Below are 14,598 nucleotides of genomic sequence, written 5' to 3'. Positions count from 1 at the left end.
GTCGTTCAGTGTCGCGGTCATCACGGCACCCTCCTCACCAGGCACAACGCCCGATGGGTCAGGCCGGAAACACCGTTAGATCCACACTCCCCCAAAACCCGGCCAAAGTTGACGAAGAACGACCATCGGCGCCCGGGTATAGAACCAGCTTGACAGCCGAGGTGAGCGGGCAGGGACAGCGAGATGCCCGGCGTCGGCAGGCTCGGCTAATGACCGTGGCCGGGACGAGTCATCAGGGTGACGTCGCTGCTGGTTGCGATCACCAGCGTGCGGCCCGAGGGGGAGAAGCCAGCGGCCCGCAGTTCCGAGTAGTTCGAGTGGAGGATGTGCCACCAGGTCCCGCCGGGCGGACCCCTGTGCAGGCCACCATCCGTGGACAGCAGGACTCGATGGTTCGGCCAGTCGGGTGCGACGACGTCGAGGGTCCAGCCGTCCTCGGTGGTGCTGTGGAGTCCACCGCCGAAGAGACCGGCGATGCGTACCTGCACACCAGCTAGTGGCCCCAGGCCGGGACAGGACAAATCGGGGCCGGACGGTTCACACAACTCCCGGTCGGGATCGCGGTCCCGAGCGATCTTTGCCCCGGTCGAGGCATCGAGCACACCACGGCCCTGGCTCGATACGACCATGAGAAGGTCGTCACCGCTCACCGGATGAGAGGCGAAGCCGACGCCGAGCAGCCCGCCCACAGGGATGTGGGAGTACAGGCCAGGCATCGGGCACCACGGGGCGGGTGGCGGCACCACGGAGGCCGCCAGAAACCGCTCCCGCAACTGCTGCTGGTACTCAGAGATCATCCGGTCCTCATGCCAAGCCATCGAGACGACACCGGGAGGCTACCCGCCACCTGGCAAGGATTCGATCTCGTCGAGCATCAGGTGGGACACATTCAGCATCAGCCGGGTCACGACAAACTTGCCGACAGGCTGCGATCCGTCAGCTGATGTGCGACAGACGTCCGCCAACTGCTCGATGCTCTCCGGTCACCTGAGGACTTTTTCCTGCGAACCGAGTTGCCTCCGGTAACGAAGCCAGATGCCGTAGCCGCCAGCCATGACACAGCCGATGGCCACCAAGATAAGGACGTAAGTCAGCCGTTTGTCAGCCGCAGCGTCGCATGCTGACCGAAAATCGGCATAGTTGGAACCGGCTTGACGGTATGGGGCAATTAGGGTTCCGCAGTCGCTGAACTCCCAGCCATAAGCGGAAAAGGTTCCTGTCAGCACCAGTGCTGCCGGTGTCAGCAGGAGGGCACCGGCTGAGGACCGGCGAATCCAGTTGTCGAACGAAGCGGCGGTATCAGAAAGTAGCCGGACCAGCACGCTGAGAGCCGCACCGCACACCACCACGAACGCCGTAACGAGCCCGGCAACCGAGACGCTGGTCTTGTTCGCAGCTGCACCTCGGAAGTATGCGATCGCCGCAAAGACGGCTGCGATCGCTCCAGCCGCCAGGCACACCGCAATCACATGCTGTCGGCGCGCTGAGATCGCCTGAGGCAAGGGTCCCATAAACACTCCTTCGATCACTTAAAGATGATCTTAGTCAAAACGCCTTAGGTCCGCCGCTACGCACCCACTTCGGGATGACAGGAGATTGGTCGGCGGCTAACTTGCCGCCTCTCGATCACCGGCCCTGCCGCGACCTGGCGGACTTGTGTCGCACGTCAGTTGTCGGCTCACACCCCGAATATGGTTTCGTTGCCGAATTGGCTCTAATAGATCAAAGCGGGCCGCGCCGGCCCCACCCCGGCCTGCTGGCGACCTTCGGCCGGCATCGGCCGGGTCGGCCGGCCACGCTGGCGGACTCCAGGAGCCGTTGCCCTCCGGGCGGGGGATCTTCGACAGAGATGGAGAAGGCCCGTTCGGAGGGTGCGGCAGTCGGTGGTTGCCGCGTCGCCATCCCCACCGTGTGGGAGCAAGAGCGGGGGCGCCGTGGTGACATTCGCGCCAAAATCAGGCCGTTCCCAGGCCGCCATACGTCCGCCAAAGTTGACCCAACGACGACCATCGACGCCCGGACATAGAACCAGCTCAGGGCCTTGATCGGGGCTCTGAGCTGGTGGGCGACGGACGAGTCGACCTGTACGCCGGATTCTGTGACCGGCACGCGCCCCGAGGGGCTCGTGCCGGCGGCGGCCATCCATCTAGGCCTGCCGTCGCCGGCAGGCTCGAGCGGCCTACCCGCAGACATCGGGCGGGCAGCCCTCAAGCGTCTGCGCGGGTCGTCGTCCTGCTGGTCGACGGCCCTTTCTTGGCCTTGCTCCGGGTGGGGTTTACCGAGCCACCCCGGTCACCCGGGGTGCTGGTGGGCTCTTACCCCACCGTTTCACCCTTACCGTCCCCGATGGGGCCGGCGGTCTGTTTTCTGTGGCACTGTCCCGCGGGTCGCCCCGGGTTGCCGTTAGCAACCACCCTGCCCTGTGGAGTCCGGACGTTCCTCGGCGGCGGGCCGGAGCCCGCCGACGCGACCGCCCGGTCGACTCGTCCGTCGCGTACCCATCCTAACGACGCCACGGTCACGCCTATTGCCACCCCGGGCCGGTCCGTGCCCCGGCTGCCGCGACCGGGTACTAGCCTCTGGTGACCATGGATTTCTCCGACGCCGCGCTGCTGCTCGCCGCCGGTCTCGCCGCTGGCACGGTCAACGCGGTGGCCGGCGGGGGGTCGCTCATCACCTTCCCGGCGATGATCGCGGTGGGGCTGCCGCCGGTGCCGGCCAACGTGAGCAATTCGGTCGCGGTCTTCCCCGGGTACGTGGCGAGCGTGGCGGGCAGCCGGCAGGACCTGCCGCCCCGGCGGGCGCTGGCCGCGCTGGTGCCCACCACGATCGTCGGCACGATCGCCGGCGCCCTGCTGCTGCTGGCCACCCCGGCCCGGGCGTTCGAGCTGGTGGTGCCCTTCCTGGTGCTCGGGGCGACGGCGGTGCTGGCTTTCCAGGATCCGCTGCGCCGGCTGGTCGGGCACCCGCGCGACCTGGCGCCGCGCCGCCGTACGGTCACCGTGCAGGCCATGGTCGCCCTCGGCGCGGTGTACGGCGGCTACTTCGGCGCGGCGCTCGGGGTGATGCTGGTCGCGGGTCTGGCCCTGGTGCTGGACGCGACGCTGGCCCGGGTGACCGCGTTGAAGAACCTGCTCTCCGCCCTGGTGGGGCTGACCACGCTCGTGGTGTTCGCGCTGTTCGGGCCGGTGAACTGGGCGGCCGTCGCGGTGGTCGCTCCGGCGACCCTGGTCGGCGGGTACGCCGGCGCTCGGCTGGTGCGCCGGCTGCCGCCGGTGGTGCTCAAGGTGCTGATCGTCGTCTTCGGCACGACGATCGGGCTCTACCTGCTCTGGCGCGCGCTGCGCTGATTCCCGGACGCCCGGATGCGAGGCGAGGGGCCCCTGCCTGGCGCAAGGGCCCCTCGCTACTCAGGCGACCGGTTCCGGGGCCGCGTTTGCGTCGCGGCGCGGGCCGGGCACGACGCGCGGGTCGCCCTCGTCGGCGAAGTAGTCGTCCGACGTGGTGCCGTCGCCGCCGTCGCGCACCTTGGCCGCCCGCAGCAGCACCGTGAGCAGCGCCGCGACCGCCAGGTTGACCAGCACGGCCACGATCCCGACGTAGATCGTCTTCGGGGTGTCGAAGCCGAAATCGGCCAGCGGGAACGCCGAGCCGCCGAAGTGCTTGCGGCCGGTCGCGGCGTTCGGGATCTGGTAGAGCATCCACATGCCCAGCCCCATGCCCGCGACCCAGCCGCCGATCAGCGCGCCCCGGTGGAACCAGCGGGTGTAGAGGCCCAGGGCCACCGCCGGCAGCGTCTGGAGGATGATCACGCCGCCGATGAGCTGGAGGTCGATGGAGAACTGCGGGTCGAGGAAGACGATGCAGGCCACCGCGCCGACCTTCACCACCAACGAGGTGATCTTGGAGACGTTCGCCTCCTGCGCGGGGCTGGCGTCCCGCTTCAGGTACTCCTTGTAGATGTTGCGGGTGAACAGGTTCGCCGCCGCGATCGACATGATGGCGGCCGGCACCAACGCGCCGATGCCGATGGCCGCGTACGCGACGCCGGCGAACCAGTCGGGGAACTGCTGGTCGAACAGGACCGGCACCACCGTGTTGCTGTCCACGGTGCCCTCCTTCGACCCGGGCAGCGGCTTCACCCCGGCCGCGATGGCCATGAAGCCGAGCAGCGCGATCAGGCCGAGCAGCAGGCTGTACGCGGGCAGCGCCGACATGTTCCGCTTGATCACGTCGCGGTTCCGGCTGGCCAGCACGCCGGTGATGCTGTGCGGGTAGAGGAACAGCGCGAGCGCCGAGCCGAACGCCAGCGTGACGTACTGCAGCTGGTTGTTGGCGTTCAGCAGCACCCCGTCGTTGGGGTTCGGCGACGCGTCGAACTTCGCCTCGGCGGCGTCGAAGATCTCGCCCCAGCCACCCAGCTTGTACGGCAGGTACAGCACCGCCACCAGGATCACGATGTAGATCAGCGTGTCCTTGACGAACGCGATCAGCGCCGGCGCGCGCAGCCCCGACTGGTAGGTGTAGGCGGCCAGGATCGCGAACGCGATGATGATCGGCAGGTGCCGGGCCAGGGCGCTCTCGCCGGTCACCCCCATCGTCTTGAGCACCGCCTCGATGCCGACCAGTTGCAGCGCGATGTACGGCATCGTCGCCACGATTCCGGTGATCGCGACGAGCAGCGCCAGCACCGGCGAGTCGAAGCGCTTGCGGACGAAGTCCGCCGGGGTGACGAAACCGTGCCGGTGCGAGACCGACCAGAGCCGGCACAGCACCAGGAACACCAGCGGGTAGATGACGATGGTGTACGGGACGGCGAAGAAGCCGGCCGCGCCCGCCCCGAACATCAGCGCCGGCACCGCCACGAAGGTGTACGCGGTGTAGAGGTCACCGCCGACCAGGAACCAGGTGATCCAGCCGCCGAAGTTGCGCCCGCCCAGCCCCCACTCGTCGAGGTGGGCCATGTCCTTCGGCGCGCGCCACCGTGCCGCCACGAATCCCATGGCGCTGACCAGCAGGAAGAGCACCGAGAAGACGATGATCTCGGTGAGGTGGTCGCGCCACATCAGCGGCCACCCGCATCCGTACCGGCCGGCTCGTCCGACGGGCTGCCGGCCCGCTTCTTCGTCATCTGGTAGACCAGCGTGGTGGTGGCCACGCCGAGCAGGATGTAGGCGAGCTGGAGCCAGTAGAAGCGCGGGAAGCCGAGGAACCGCGGCGAGTCGGCGTTGAAGAAGACGGGGATCAGGGGCACCACGATGGGGATGAAGAGCAACCAGTTCCAGGGGCTGTGGTCCTTCGCCCGGGACCGCGCCGCTGCGGGCGCCTCCGGCTCGGGTGCGGCCATTGCGACAAACCTCCGCGTGTCGTAGATCGGCACTGATGACGGCCGGAGGCTACGACCCTGTGAGCCGGGTCACCTTCGATGGGAGGAGGATGCTGCGCCGAACGGCGGACGGCGTGCGCCGAACGGCGACGCCGGGCGGCCGGGTGGCCGGCCCTGCCCGGCTCAGATCGCGGCGAGGTGCGCGGTGTCGTTGACCGTACGGACGGCGACGCCGCCGTCGGGCCACGTGTCGAGCACCGAGATGCCCGCGGCGTCGAGGAAGAGCCGGTGCAGGAAGCCGTCACCGGCCGCGAGGGCGTCGCGCAGCACCAGCTTGATCGGCGAGACGTGCGAGACCACCACGACGGTCTCCCCGGGGTACGCCCGGCACAGCCCGTCGACCGCGCGACGGCAACGCTCGGCGACGTCGGCGAACGACTCGCCGTCGGGCGGGGCCACCCGGGTCGAGGCGAGCCAGGCGTCCATCTCCCCCGGCCACTCCTCGCGGACCTCGGCGAAGGTGCGCCCCTCCCAGGCCCCGAAGTCGCACTCGATCAGGTCGTCCTCGCGGCGCACCGGCGCACCGCCGAGCGCCCCGGCGATCGCCTCGGCCGTCGCCGTACACCTCGACAGGGGCGAGCTGACCACGGCCGCGACGCTCGGGGCCAGAGCGGCCACCCGGGCGGCCGTGGCCCGGACCTGGGCCCGGCCGCGCTCCGACAGCGGCACGTCGCCGCGACCGGAGTAGCGGCGCTGCTCGGTGTACGGGGTCTCGCCGTGCCGGACCAGGATGAGCCGGGTGGCGGTGAAGCTCGGGCGCGGCTCCCAGGAGGCGGGTGCGGTGGCCGGGTCGGTGCCGGTGGTCGTCGCCGACGCGGCGCGGGCGGCCACCTCCCGGGCCCTCGCGCGGGCCGGCGAGTCGGGGCCGGCGACCTCGCGCGGCGGCTCCACGACGCGCGGCGGCGCGACGGCGGCCCGGGCCGGCGCCTTGCCGGCGGCGACGTCCATGGCGGCGTTGGCGAGGGCGTCGGCGTGCCGGTTGCGTTCCCGGGGGATCCACTGGAACCGGACGGCGGCGAAGCGGTTCACCAGCCCGGCGGCCTGTGCGGCCAGCGGGCGCAGCCCGGGATGCTTGATCTGCCAGCGCCCGCACATCTGCTCGACCACGAGCTTCGAGTCCATCCTGGCCTCGACCTCGGCGGCGCCCACCTCGGCGGCAGCCTCCAGCCCTGCGATCAGCCCCCGGTACTCGGCGACGTTGTTGGTGGCGACGCCGATCGACTCGCTCCGCTCGGCCAGCACCTCACCGGTGTCCGCGTCGCGGACCACCGCGCCGTAGCCGGCCGGACCCGGGTTTCCCCGGGACCCGCCGTCGGCCTCGACGACGACCACGCGCGGCGCCACGGGCTACAGGCCGGACTCGTTGGTGCGGACCATGATCCGCCGGCAGTCCTCGCAGCGGACGACCTCGTCCGGGTCGGCCTTGCGGATCCGGGCCACGTCGGCGCCGGAGATCTCGATGCGGCAGCCGCCGCACCGCCCGGCGGTCAGCAGCGCCGCGCCGAGCCCGGTGTCCTCGCGGATCTTGTCGTACAGCTTCACCAGGTCGGCCGGGAGATCGGCCGCCAGCGGCTGACGCGCGCCGCGCTTGAACTCCTCCTCCTTGGCGATCTCGGCCAGACTCTCGTCGCGGCGCCGTTCGGCGGCGTCGCGCTTCTCCCGCACCTCCGCGAGCCGCTTCTCGACGCCCTCGAGCACGCCCTGGGCCGTCTCCCGCTGCTCCATCAACTCCAGCTCGGCGTCCTCCAGGTCGCCCTGGCGGCGGTTGAGCGAGACCAGCTCGTGCTGGAGGGCCTCCAGCTCCCGGGCCGGACCGGTGCCGGCGGCGAGCCGGGCCTCGTTCTTGGTCTTGCGGGCCCGCACCTGGTCGACGTCCTTCTCCATGCGGGCGATGTCCCGGTCCAGGTCGTCGACCGCCACCTGGGCGCGGACCCGCTCGTCCTCCAGCGCGGACAGCTCCCGGGCCAGCGCGTCCAGCTCGGCCCGCTCGGGCAGCGAACGGCGGCGGTGGGCGAGCTGGGCGAGGGCGGTGTCGATCGCCTGGAGGTCGAGCAGGCGGCGCTGGACCTGGGGGTCAGCCTTCACGGTCGGGGCTCCTTGTCGTCCACCGCGGGTGGGGCGGCGTGTACGGTCCACGGGTCGGTGGCCAGGTCGGACACCAGCGTCTCGACACCCGTCGCCTCCCGCAGGAGGACGGCCAGGTCGTCCAGCCACGGTCGTTCCGTCGCCCAGTGGGCGGCGTCGAGCAGGGCCGGACCGTCGGCGGCCAGGTGCTCGCCGGCCGGGTGGTGGCGCAGGTCGGCGGTGAGGAACGCGTCCACCCCGGCCGCGGTCGCGTCGGCGAGGAAGCCGTCCCCCGCGCCGCCGCTGACCGCGAGGGTACGAACCATACGCCCGGGATCCCCGGCGGCGCGAACTCCCCAGGCGGTGGCGGGCAGCACGGCGGCGGCGTGCCGGGTCAGCTCCGCGAGCGTCACCGGCTCCGGCAGCTCGCCGATCCGGCCGATCCCCCGGCCGTCGCCGTGCGCGGGCGAGCCGGGCGCGGGCCGGTGCAGCGGGCGCAGCCCGGTCAGCCCGAACCGGGCGGCGAGGGCGTCGGAGACCCCCGGGGCGGCCACGTCGGCGTTGGTGTGCGCGACGTACAGCGCCACGTCGGACTTGATGAGCCGGTGGACGATCCGGCCCTTGTAGGTCGTGGGAGCCACCGACGAGACGCCGCGCAGCAGCAGCGGATGATGCGCGACGATCATGTCGGCACCGGCGTCGAGCGCCTCGGCGACCGTCTCCGGCACCACGTCGACCACGCAGAGGAGCCGGCGCACCGGGGCGCACGGCTCGCCGAGCACCAGCCCGACGCGGTCCCAGTCCTCCGCCCAGGCCGGCGGGTAGCGCCGCTCCAGCTCGGCGACCACGTCGGCGACGGTCGGCGGGACTGCGTTGGTGCTCACGGCGGGCCAGCTTACCGGCGCGGGCCGTGGCGGGGGGCGTCGCCCACCGCCGCGACGGCGTGTCCCACCGCCGTCCTGGTGCGCCGAGGGGTCCCTGGCTGACGTCGTACGCCGGCCGGGGACCCTCCGACACCGCTTCAGGCCACGGGACAGAGCCGGTCCCGCACGGCGGCCAGGCCCAGGGCCCACGGGAAGGCGTGCGCGTACCGCTCGCCGGTGCCGGGCGGGTGCAGCGGGAAGACGTGGTCGCCGAAGAGCACCGTGACCCCCCACTCGGTGAGCCGGGCGATGCCGGCCCGGAACGCCGGGTGCGCCGCCATCGCCGCGTTCGTGTACGGCACCGCCACCACCGGCACCCCCAGGCCCTGCGCCTCCACCACCAGCCCGAGGGCCAGTGTGTCGGTGATGCCGGCCGCCCACTTGTTGACGGTGTTGACCGTCGCCGGGCAGACGATCATCGCGTCCGCCTGCGGCAGCACGTCGAGGTCGCCCGGATTCTTGTAGTGGGTGCGGACCGGATGGCCGGTCTGCCGGGCCAGCGCGGCCCGGTCGACGAACTTGGCGCCGTCCGGCGTGGTGACCACGCAGACGTCCCAACCGTCCTGCTGGGCCAGCTCGACGAGGCGGTCGACGTGGCGGGCCAGCGGCGAACCGCAGGCGATGACGTAGAGCACCTCGCGGCGCTCGCTGCTGCTCGGACGCGGACCGGTCATCAGGCCGCCTCCGCGCTCATACCCCTACTCCCATGTGCTCAGCCAACTCCGCAATCGGAGAAGGCGGCGCACCACGTGTGCGACGCAGGATGTCCGACATCACCTCGTGCGCGATCGGCCGGCAGCGGATCTCCGACGGGGCGAGGCGGTCGCCGCGCAGCAGCATCTCGCCGGCGTTGGCCACGTCGCCGACGTGGGCGAAGCCCCGGGCGATGTCGAGCAGGTGGTGGGCCCGGCGCTCGGGCAGCAGGGCGTTGAACGCCGCCTCCTGGATCCGCTGCTGGTGCACTTCCACCGCCCGGCCGCCGTCGCCCAGCTCGACCGCCGCCGCCGCCCGGTGCAGCTCCACGTTGGTCGGCCCGAACGAGGTCCAGTAGTGGTTCTGGTCGCCGCCCAGCAGGATCGCCGCCTCCTGCGCGCCGTTGATCAGGTCGCCGACCGTCGCGGAGTCGCCGATCCGGGCGGCGGCCATCGCGCCCTGGAGCAGCAGCATCCCGTAGACCGACAGCAGGGCCGGGGACGCCTCGGTGCCGCCCCCCGGGGCGAGCCGGTTGGCGATGGTGACGTTGAGTTCGAGGGCCGGTCGGGGGCGGCCCATCGCCACCAGGGCGTTGCAGACCCGGGTGGTGGCGATGCCGGCCAGCAGCGGGTCGTCGGCACGCTGGGCGACCGCCATCGAGCGGTCGGCGGCCAGCCAGGCCAGGTCGCACTCGCCCAGCTTGCGCAGCACCGACGAGGCGATCTGGTAGACCTGCCCGAGCAGGTGGGCCGCCTCGCGGGCCTGGTCGCCGCCGTAGCCGGCGTCGGCGGCCTGGGCGTCGCGCAGCAGCTTCGGCAGCGCCCGGGTGAGCATCCCGTACCGGCCGTACTGGTAGGTGAGCCAGGCGTGGTTGACGGCCTTGCGCATGTCGGCCAGGGGCGGGGGGTACGGCGCGGCGTCGAAGTACGCGCTCATCGAGTCGTACCGCTCCAGGGCCGCCCGGATCTCCTGCACCTCGACCTGGTCGATGCAGTTGAGCGCGTCCGTACGCCGCTCCGGGTCCTTGCCCAGCAACAACTGCACGTCGACCTGGAGGATGGCGGCGATCTCGTGGAGGACGGAGAACTTGTCCAGCCGGCGCACCCCGCGCTCGACCTTGTCGACCCAGCTCTTCGACTTGCCCAGCCGGTCGGCGAAGACCTGCTGCGACATCTTGCGCCGCCCCCGCCAGTACGCCACCCGCCGCCCGATGGGTAACTCGTCCATCTACCCGTCCCTCCCCTGTGCCTGCTCGAGCGGGCGTGCCGAGCCGGTCGTCCCAGTCGCGGCGATCCGTACGTCTCAGGTTTTCGCTGGTCGCACAGCATGTGCGTCAGCCGTAAAGCCAGTCCTCGTAGTTTTCGTGCAAGTTGCATCAGCCGTTCGTCAGCTCAACGATCGCGGGTTACGGCAGTGACGGTGCTCGACAAGCGACCTGGGCACCGGCCGGGGTCCGGCGAGGGGAGATGGCACATGTGGGGAAATGTCGCGCCGCGCGTCGTTCAACTGTCCCCGTTGGAACGGGTACGGCTGCGCCGGGTGGCCGTGCGCTACGCCCTGCACGGCTGGGACGTCACCCCCGGCGCCTGCCTGGCCCGCAGCCGCTTCGTCTGCGGCCGGGCCGGCTGCCCGACGGTCGGCTGCCATCCCGCCCTGGAGAACTGGGAACACGCGGCGAGCGCCGACCCCGCGCGGGTCGCGACCTGGTGGCGCACCCGGCCCCACGGCGTCCTGCTGCCCACCGGACGGGCGTTCGACGTGCTGGAGGTGCCCACGTACCTGGGCCGGCACGTGCTGGACGCGGTGCGCACGCACCCGGCCGGCGTCGGCGTACGCGGGCCGGTGCTGGTGACCCCGACCGGCCGCTGGATGTTCCTGGTGCGCCCCGGCGACCCGCTGCGGCCCGAACTCGACCACTGCTTCCACGTGGTGCGGCACGGCCCGGGCTCGTGGATCCCCGCCCCGCCGACCCGGCTGCCGGAGGGCACCGTCCGGTGGGCGGTGACGCCCGAGCACGCCCGCTGGCAACTGCCCGACTCCTACCTGGTGCAGAACGCGCTGATCGAGGCCCTGCGGGCCACCGGCGTCACGGTCACCTCCGACCTGCTCCCCGGCCACCTGCCGCTGCCGCGCCGGGGCATGTGACGGCGGCTCGACGGCCACCCCGGGGCAGGTGAGCGCGGCTCGACAGCGACACCCGGGGCAGGTGACGGCGGCTCGACAGCGACGCCCGGGGGCCGGCGCTCGTTGAGCACGTCGACGGCGCGACCGCGCCGGGAGCGGGGGGTTACATGTCCATCGACGACACCGCGCGCCAGCCGGACGGTGCGGAGCCTCCGCCCCGGCACCACCGGCCGCGCCGCCGCTGGCCGGTCACCCGTCCCACCGGGTCCCGCCCGGGCCGTCCCCGGCCCCTCGGCTCCCGCCCCGGCACCACCCGTCCCTTCCGCTGACCCTCGGTCGACGGCCCGACCTGGCCCTCGGCCGGCGACCGGGCCGCAGCCCGTGGCCTCAGCCAGAGCCCGGGCCGCAGCCCGTGGCCTCAGCCGGAGCCCGGGCCGCAGCGTGTGGCCCTCGGCCGATGGCCGGACCTGGCTCTCAGCCGAAGCCGGGACGCAGCCCGTGACCCTCAGGCGGAGCCCGGGCCGAAGCCCGGGCCCCTCGCGCGGACCGGAGTCGCCGGGGCTCAGGCCAGGGGCAGGTCGGTGGAGTGCAGGAGGCGGGCGTCGTCGGTGACGACCGCGTGCCGGTGGGCGGGCAGGCCGTCCAGCCAGCCGATGCCCGCCGGCCCCATCGCGACGGCCGCCGTGGCGTACGCGTCGGCCAGCCCGAGGTCCGACCCGACCACCGTGACCGAGCGCAGCCCCCGCGCCGGAGCGGCCCGACGGGGGTCGAGCACGTGGTGGCCGCGCTCGTAGACGCCGGAGGTGGCCACGGCCAGGTCGGTGCCGGCGAGCACGAGGCAGGTGGACATCGCGTCCCACGGATGGCGGACGCCGATCCGCCACGGGCGCCCGGTCGAGGAGCGACCGCGTACCCGCACGTCGCCGCCGGCGTTGAGGCAGTGGTTCGCCGCCCCGGCCGCGAGCAGCCGGTCCGAGGCGACCTGCACCGCCCAGCCCTTGACGTAGCCGGACGGGTCGAGCCGGCCGGTGGCGTACGCGTCGAAGAAGCCGTCGGTGGCCTTCCACAGGTCGGCACAGCGCGCCAGCACTGCCCGCAGGTCGGCGCCGGCCGCGGCGAGCGGCAGCTCGCCCCGGTCGACGCGGCACACCTCGCTGTCGGCCCGGTACGTGCTGAACCGGGCGTCCACCTCGCGCAGCCAGGCGAACACGTCCCCAGCCAGCTCGTGCAACTCGGCGGCGGGCAGGTCGTCGGCCAGGTTGAGGCTGATCGCGGTGCCCATGACCTGCTCGACCCGGCGCAGCCCCGGCCTGGTCGCCGACGGGCCCCCGCCCGGGTCCGGCCCCGGCGCCATCGCCGACGGGCCCCCGCCCGGTGTCGCCGGCACCGGCACGTCAGTTGGCCCGGTCGATCGCGGCCTGCAACGACCTCTTGTACGAGGTGCTGGTGGCGGTCGCCCCGGAGACCGTGTCCACGTCGGCGCTCTGCCGCTGCACCACCAACCCCGAGCTGCCGCTGTAGCGGCCGTCGACCTGCTCGCTGCGCTGGTCGGACTGGGCGGTCTCCTCGGGCAGCTCCAGGGCCACCACGTCGACGATCCGGCTCCCGCGGAGGGTGATCTGCACCTGGACGTTGCCGTACTCGTTCTCCACCACCGGCCCCGTCACGGTGCGGGTGGTCGGCGCGGGCGGCGGCGCCTTGGTGGTGGTGCGCGGCGCGGACGGCGTGCGGGTGGTGCCGCTGGGCCGGCTCGCCGGCGCCCGGGTGGCGGTGCGGCCGGGCCGGGGGGACGCGCTGGTGCGCTCCGGTGACGGCGCGGCGGGGACGTCCTCGCCGGCCGGGGTCGGACCGGCCGGCGCGGGGACCACCGGCGCGGGCGCCACCGGCAGGTCCTGGGCGACGGGGCTGGTGCCCGGCGAACCCTTCAGCACCACCATGGCGGTGGTGCCGGCCGCCAGGCCGGTGATCGCGAGCAGGGCGCGACGCATGGGGGCCTTCCTACAGCTCGAACGTGGCGAGGTGGATCTGCCGGCGGGGCACGCCGGCCTCGCGGAGCACCTTCAGCGACTGCTCGACCAGGCCGGGCGGTCCGCAGAGGTAGACGTCGCGCCGGGCGACGTCGGGCACCAGCCGGCGCAGCCCGTCCGGGCTCATCACCTGGCGGGGGCCGGGATCGTGGCGGGAGCCGACGACGTACCAGATCGCGGTGTCCCGGGCCTCGGCGAGCCAGTCCAGCTCGCGGTGCAGCAGCACGTCGGCGGGGGTGCGGGCGCGGTAGATCAGCGCGGCGCCGGGCGGCAGCTCCTCCAGCATCGCCCGGATGGGGGTGATCCCGCTGCCGCCGGCGATCAGCAGGGCCCGTTCGCGAGTCCGGTGGGCGGCGGTGAAGGTGCCCGACGGGCCCTCCGCCCAGACCCGGGTGCCCGGTTCGAGGTCGCGCAGGTCGGCGGTGTGCGCGCCGACCACCTTGACCGTGAGCCGCAGCCAGCGGTCGTTGGCGGCGGCGGAGACCGAGAACGGGTGCGCCTGCCACCAGCAGCCCCGGGCGAGGAAGCGCCAGCGGAAGAACTGCCCGCCCAGCAGCTCCAGCCGCTCCAGCCGCTCCCCCGTCAGGTAGATCGAGATCGTGTCCGGGCTCTCCGCGACCACGTCCGCGACGCGCAGCCGGTGCCGCAGGTTGAACGCCAGCGGCGCGACCACCCGGCCCCAGAGCAGGGCGGCGAGCACCAGCGCGTACATCGCGATCCAACCGGTGCGCACCGGGCCGGGCCGGAACAGCTGCGCGCCGTTGCTGAACTGGTGGGCGAAGCCGAGCAGCAGCACCGCGTAGCTCGACAGGTGCAGGGCGTGCCACAGCTCGTAGGGCAGCGCGGTGCGGATCGCCCGGACGCTGGTGAGGCCGACGAGCACCAGGATCCCGGCGGCGGCGAACGCGGAGACCATGTCCTCGTAGTCGCGCAGCAGCACGCCGGCCTCGGTGAGCACCGGGTTGTCCTCCAGGTCGGCGTAGCCGAGGAGGATCAGCGACGCGTGCGCGAGCACGGCGACCAGCAGGGTGGCCCCGACGTCGCGGTGCCAGCGGGCGATCCGTTCGCCGCCGGCCCACCGCTCCAGCACCGGCAGCCGGCTCATCATCAGCACCTGCACGAGCAGCAGGTAGCCGGCGACCAGCCCGGTGATCCGGCCGGCGGCGGTGACGGTGGCGGCCGTCGACCGCAGCGACCCGGGCGGGGTGTCCAGCCACCAGGGCAGCACGCTGGCGAGCAGGCCGACGACGAGCAGCGCGGCCAGCAGCCGCCGGCCGCCGGGACCGCGGCGCGGCGGCACCAGCGGGCGTACGTCCGCAGCCGGCCGGGGGCGGGGGCGGGGGCGGGGGGGGGCCGGCCGGGGGGGGGCGGGGGGGGGGGG

14 protein-coding genes and 1 other RNA gene are annotated in these 14,598 nt (G+C 72.9%); 2 read left to right on the top strand and 13 right to left on the bottom strand.

Annotation, left to right across the window (positions count from 1 at the left end; genetic code table 11):
- Positions 1–206 precede the first annotated feature (206 nt).
- The 3 genes from V6U77_RS27110 to rnpB form a co-directional block, all read right to left on the bottom strand.
- Positions 207–797 (bottom strand): hypothetical protein, encoded by a 591-nt coding sequence (locus V6U77_RS27110; protein ID WP_334609570.1) that lies wholly within the window; start codon positions 795–797, stop codon positions 207–209.
- A gap of 186 nt (positions 798–983) precedes the next feature.
- On the bottom strand, positions 984–1,529 hold the full coding sequence (locus tag V6U77_RS27105; RefSeq protein ID WP_334609569.1) for a hypothetical protein: 546 nt from the start codon (positions 1,527–1,529) through the stop codon (positions 984–986).
- A gap of 540 nt (positions 1,530–2,069) precedes the next feature.
- An RNA gene (rnpB, locus tag V6U77_RS27100) (RNase P RNA component class A) lies at positions 2,070–2,486 on the bottom strand.
- A gap of 102 nt (positions 2,487–2,588) precedes the next feature.
- Between rnpB and V6U77_RS27095 the strand changes: the two genes are divergently transcribed.
- Positions 2,589–3,350, top strand: coding sequence for a sulfite exporter TauE/SafE family protein (locus V6U77_RS27095; RefSeq protein ID WP_334609568.1), 762 nt, complete (start codon positions 2,589–2,591; stop codon positions 3,348–3,350).
- Positions 3,351–3,410: 60 nt separating this feature from the next.
- On the opposite strand, the gene mctP is transcribed toward V6U77_RS27095, so the two are convergent.
- The 7 genes from mctP to V6U77_RS27060 all read right to left on the bottom strand — a co-directional run bounded on the left by mctP (position 3,411) and on the right by V6U77_RS27060 (position 10,293).
- On the bottom strand, positions 3,411–5,066 hold the full coding sequence (gene mctP, locus V6U77_RS27090; RefSeq protein WP_334609567.1) for a monocarboxylate uptake permease MctP: 1,656 nt from the start codon (positions 5,064–5,066) through the stop codon (positions 3,411–3,413).
- Positions 5,066–5,347, bottom strand: a complete 282-nt coding sequence (locus V6U77_RS27085; RefSeq protein WP_334609566.1) for a DUF3311 domain-containing protein — start codon at positions 5,345–5,347, stop codon at positions 5,066–5,068. Before V6U77_RS27085 ends, mctP begins: the two co-directional genes overlap by 1 nt.
- 162 nt (positions 5,348–5,509) lie before the next feature.
- Entirely contained in the window at positions 5,510–6,730 is a 1,221-nt protein-coding gene (locus V6U77_RS27080; protein ID WP_334609565.1) for a bifunctional RNase H/acid phosphatase, read from the bottom strand.
- A 3-nt stretch (positions 6,731–6,733) separates the two neighbouring features.
- A complete protein-coding gene (locus V6U77_RS27075) occupies positions 6,734–7,471 on the bottom strand; it encodes a zinc ribbon domain-containing protein (RefSeq protein ID WP_334609564.1) in 738 nt (245 codons plus the stop codon).
- Positions 7,468–8,298, bottom strand: coding sequence for a Nif3-like dinuclear metal center hexameric protein (locus tag V6U77_RS27070; RefSeq protein WP_334609572.1), 831 nt, complete (start codon positions 8,296–8,298; stop codon positions 7,468–7,470). The genes V6U77_RS27075 and V6U77_RS27070 overlap by 4 nt, the downstream gene beginning before the upstream one ends.
- A 173-nt stretch (positions 8,299–8,471) precedes the next feature.
- Positions 8,472–9,047: a flavoprotein gene (locus V6U77_RS27065; protein ID WP_334609563.1), complete on the bottom strand. Its 576-nt coding sequence runs from the start codon at positions 9,045–9,047 to the stop codon at positions 8,472–8,474.
- A 16-nt stretch (positions 9,048–9,063) separates the two neighbouring features.
- Positions 9,064–10,293 carry a helix-turn-helix domain-containing protein gene (locus V6U77_RS27060; protein WP_334609562.1) on the bottom strand — a complete coding sequence of 410 codons (1,230 nt, stop codon included), beginning with the start codon at positions 10,291–10,293 and terminating at the stop codon, positions 9,064–9,066.
- A 246-nt stretch (positions 10,294–10,539) separates the two neighbouring features.
- On the opposite strand from V6U77_RS27060, the gene V6U77_RS27055 reads away from it, so the two are divergent.
- Positions 10,540–11,211 carry a bifunctional DNA primase/polymerase gene (locus V6U77_RS27055; protein WP_334609561.1) on the top strand — a complete coding sequence of 224 codons (672 nt, stop codon included), beginning with the start codon at positions 10,540–10,542 and terminating at the stop codon, positions 11,209–11,211.
- A gap of 541 nt (positions 11,212–11,752) precedes the next feature.
- Here the strand turns inward: V6U77_RS27055 and V6U77_RS27050 are convergent.
- The 3 genes from V6U77_RS27050 to V6U77_RS27040 all read right to left on the bottom strand — a co-directional run bounded on the left by V6U77_RS27050 (position 11,753) and on the right by V6U77_RS27040 (position 14,517).
- Entirely contained in the window at positions 11,753–12,472 is a 720-nt protein-coding gene (locus tag V6U77_RS27050) for an FAD:protein FMN transferase (protein ID WP_334609571.1), read from the bottom strand.
- A 112-nt stretch (positions 12,473–12,584) separates the two neighbouring features.
- The gene (locus V6U77_RS27045; protein ID WP_334609560.1) at positions 12,585–13,178 is read right to left on the bottom strand and encodes an FMN-binding protein; all 594 of its coding nucleotides are present in this window, start codon (positions 13,176–13,178) and stop codon (positions 12,585–12,587) included.
- A gap of 10 nt (positions 13,179–13,188) precedes the next feature.
- Positions 13,189–14,517, bottom strand: a complete 1,329-nt coding sequence (locus tag V6U77_RS27040) for a ferredoxin reductase family protein (protein WP_334609559.1) — start codon at positions 14,515–14,517, stop codon at positions 13,189–13,191.
- Between the last annotated feature and the right edge of the window lie 81 nt (positions 14,518–14,598).

It is taken from the genome of Micromonospora sp. CPCC 205546, from assembly GCF_036902715.1.
GTDB lineage: Bacteria > Actinomycetota > Actinomycetes > Mycobacteriales > Micromonosporaceae > Micromonospora.
The sequence above is the reverse complement of the archived record's forward strand: the minus strand, read 5'-3'. Positions and strand labels throughout refer to the sequence as shown.

What these genes read in the sequence shown, in the direction of transcription:
- V6U77_RS27095 (WP_334609568.1), top strand. Translation starts at nt 2,589, where the DNA reads ATGGATTTCTCCGACGCCGCGCTGCTGCTCGCCGCCGGTCTCGCCGCT.
- V6U77_RS27065 (WP_334609563.1), bottom strand. Translation starts at nt 9,047, where the DNA reads ATGACCGGTCCGCGTCCGAGCAGCAGCGAGCGCCGCGAGGTGCTCTAC.
- V6U77_RS27045 (WP_334609560.1), bottom strand. Translation starts at nt 13,178, where the DNA reads ATGCGTCGCGCCCTGCTCGCGATCACCGGCCTGGCGGCCGGCACCACC.
- V6U77_RS27110 (WP_334609570.1), bottom strand. Translation starts at nt 797, where the DNA reads ATGATCTCTGAGTACCAGCAGCAGTTGCGGGAGCGGTTTCTGGCGGCC.
- V6U77_RS27060 (WP_334609562.1), bottom strand. Translation starts at nt 10,293, where the DNA reads ATGGACGAGTTACCCATCGGGCGGCGGGTGGCGTACTGGCGGGGGCGG.
- V6U77_RS27085 (WP_334609566.1), bottom strand. Translation starts at nt 5,347, where the DNA reads ATGGCCGCACCCGAGCCGGAGGCGCCCGCAGCGGCGCGGTCCCGGGCG.
- V6U77_RS27055 (WP_334609561.1), top strand. Translation starts at nt 10,540, where the DNA reads ATGTGGGGAAATGTCGCGCCGCGCGTCGTTCAACTGTCCCCGTTGGAA.
- V6U77_RS27050 (WP_334609571.1), bottom strand. Translation starts at nt 12,472, where the DNA reads ATGGGCACCGCGATCAGCCTCAACCTGGCCGACGACCTGCCCGCCGCC.
- mctP (WP_334609567.1), bottom strand. Translation starts at nt 5,066, where the DNA reads ATGTGGCGCGACCACCTCACCGAGATCATCGTCTTCTCGGTGCTCTTC.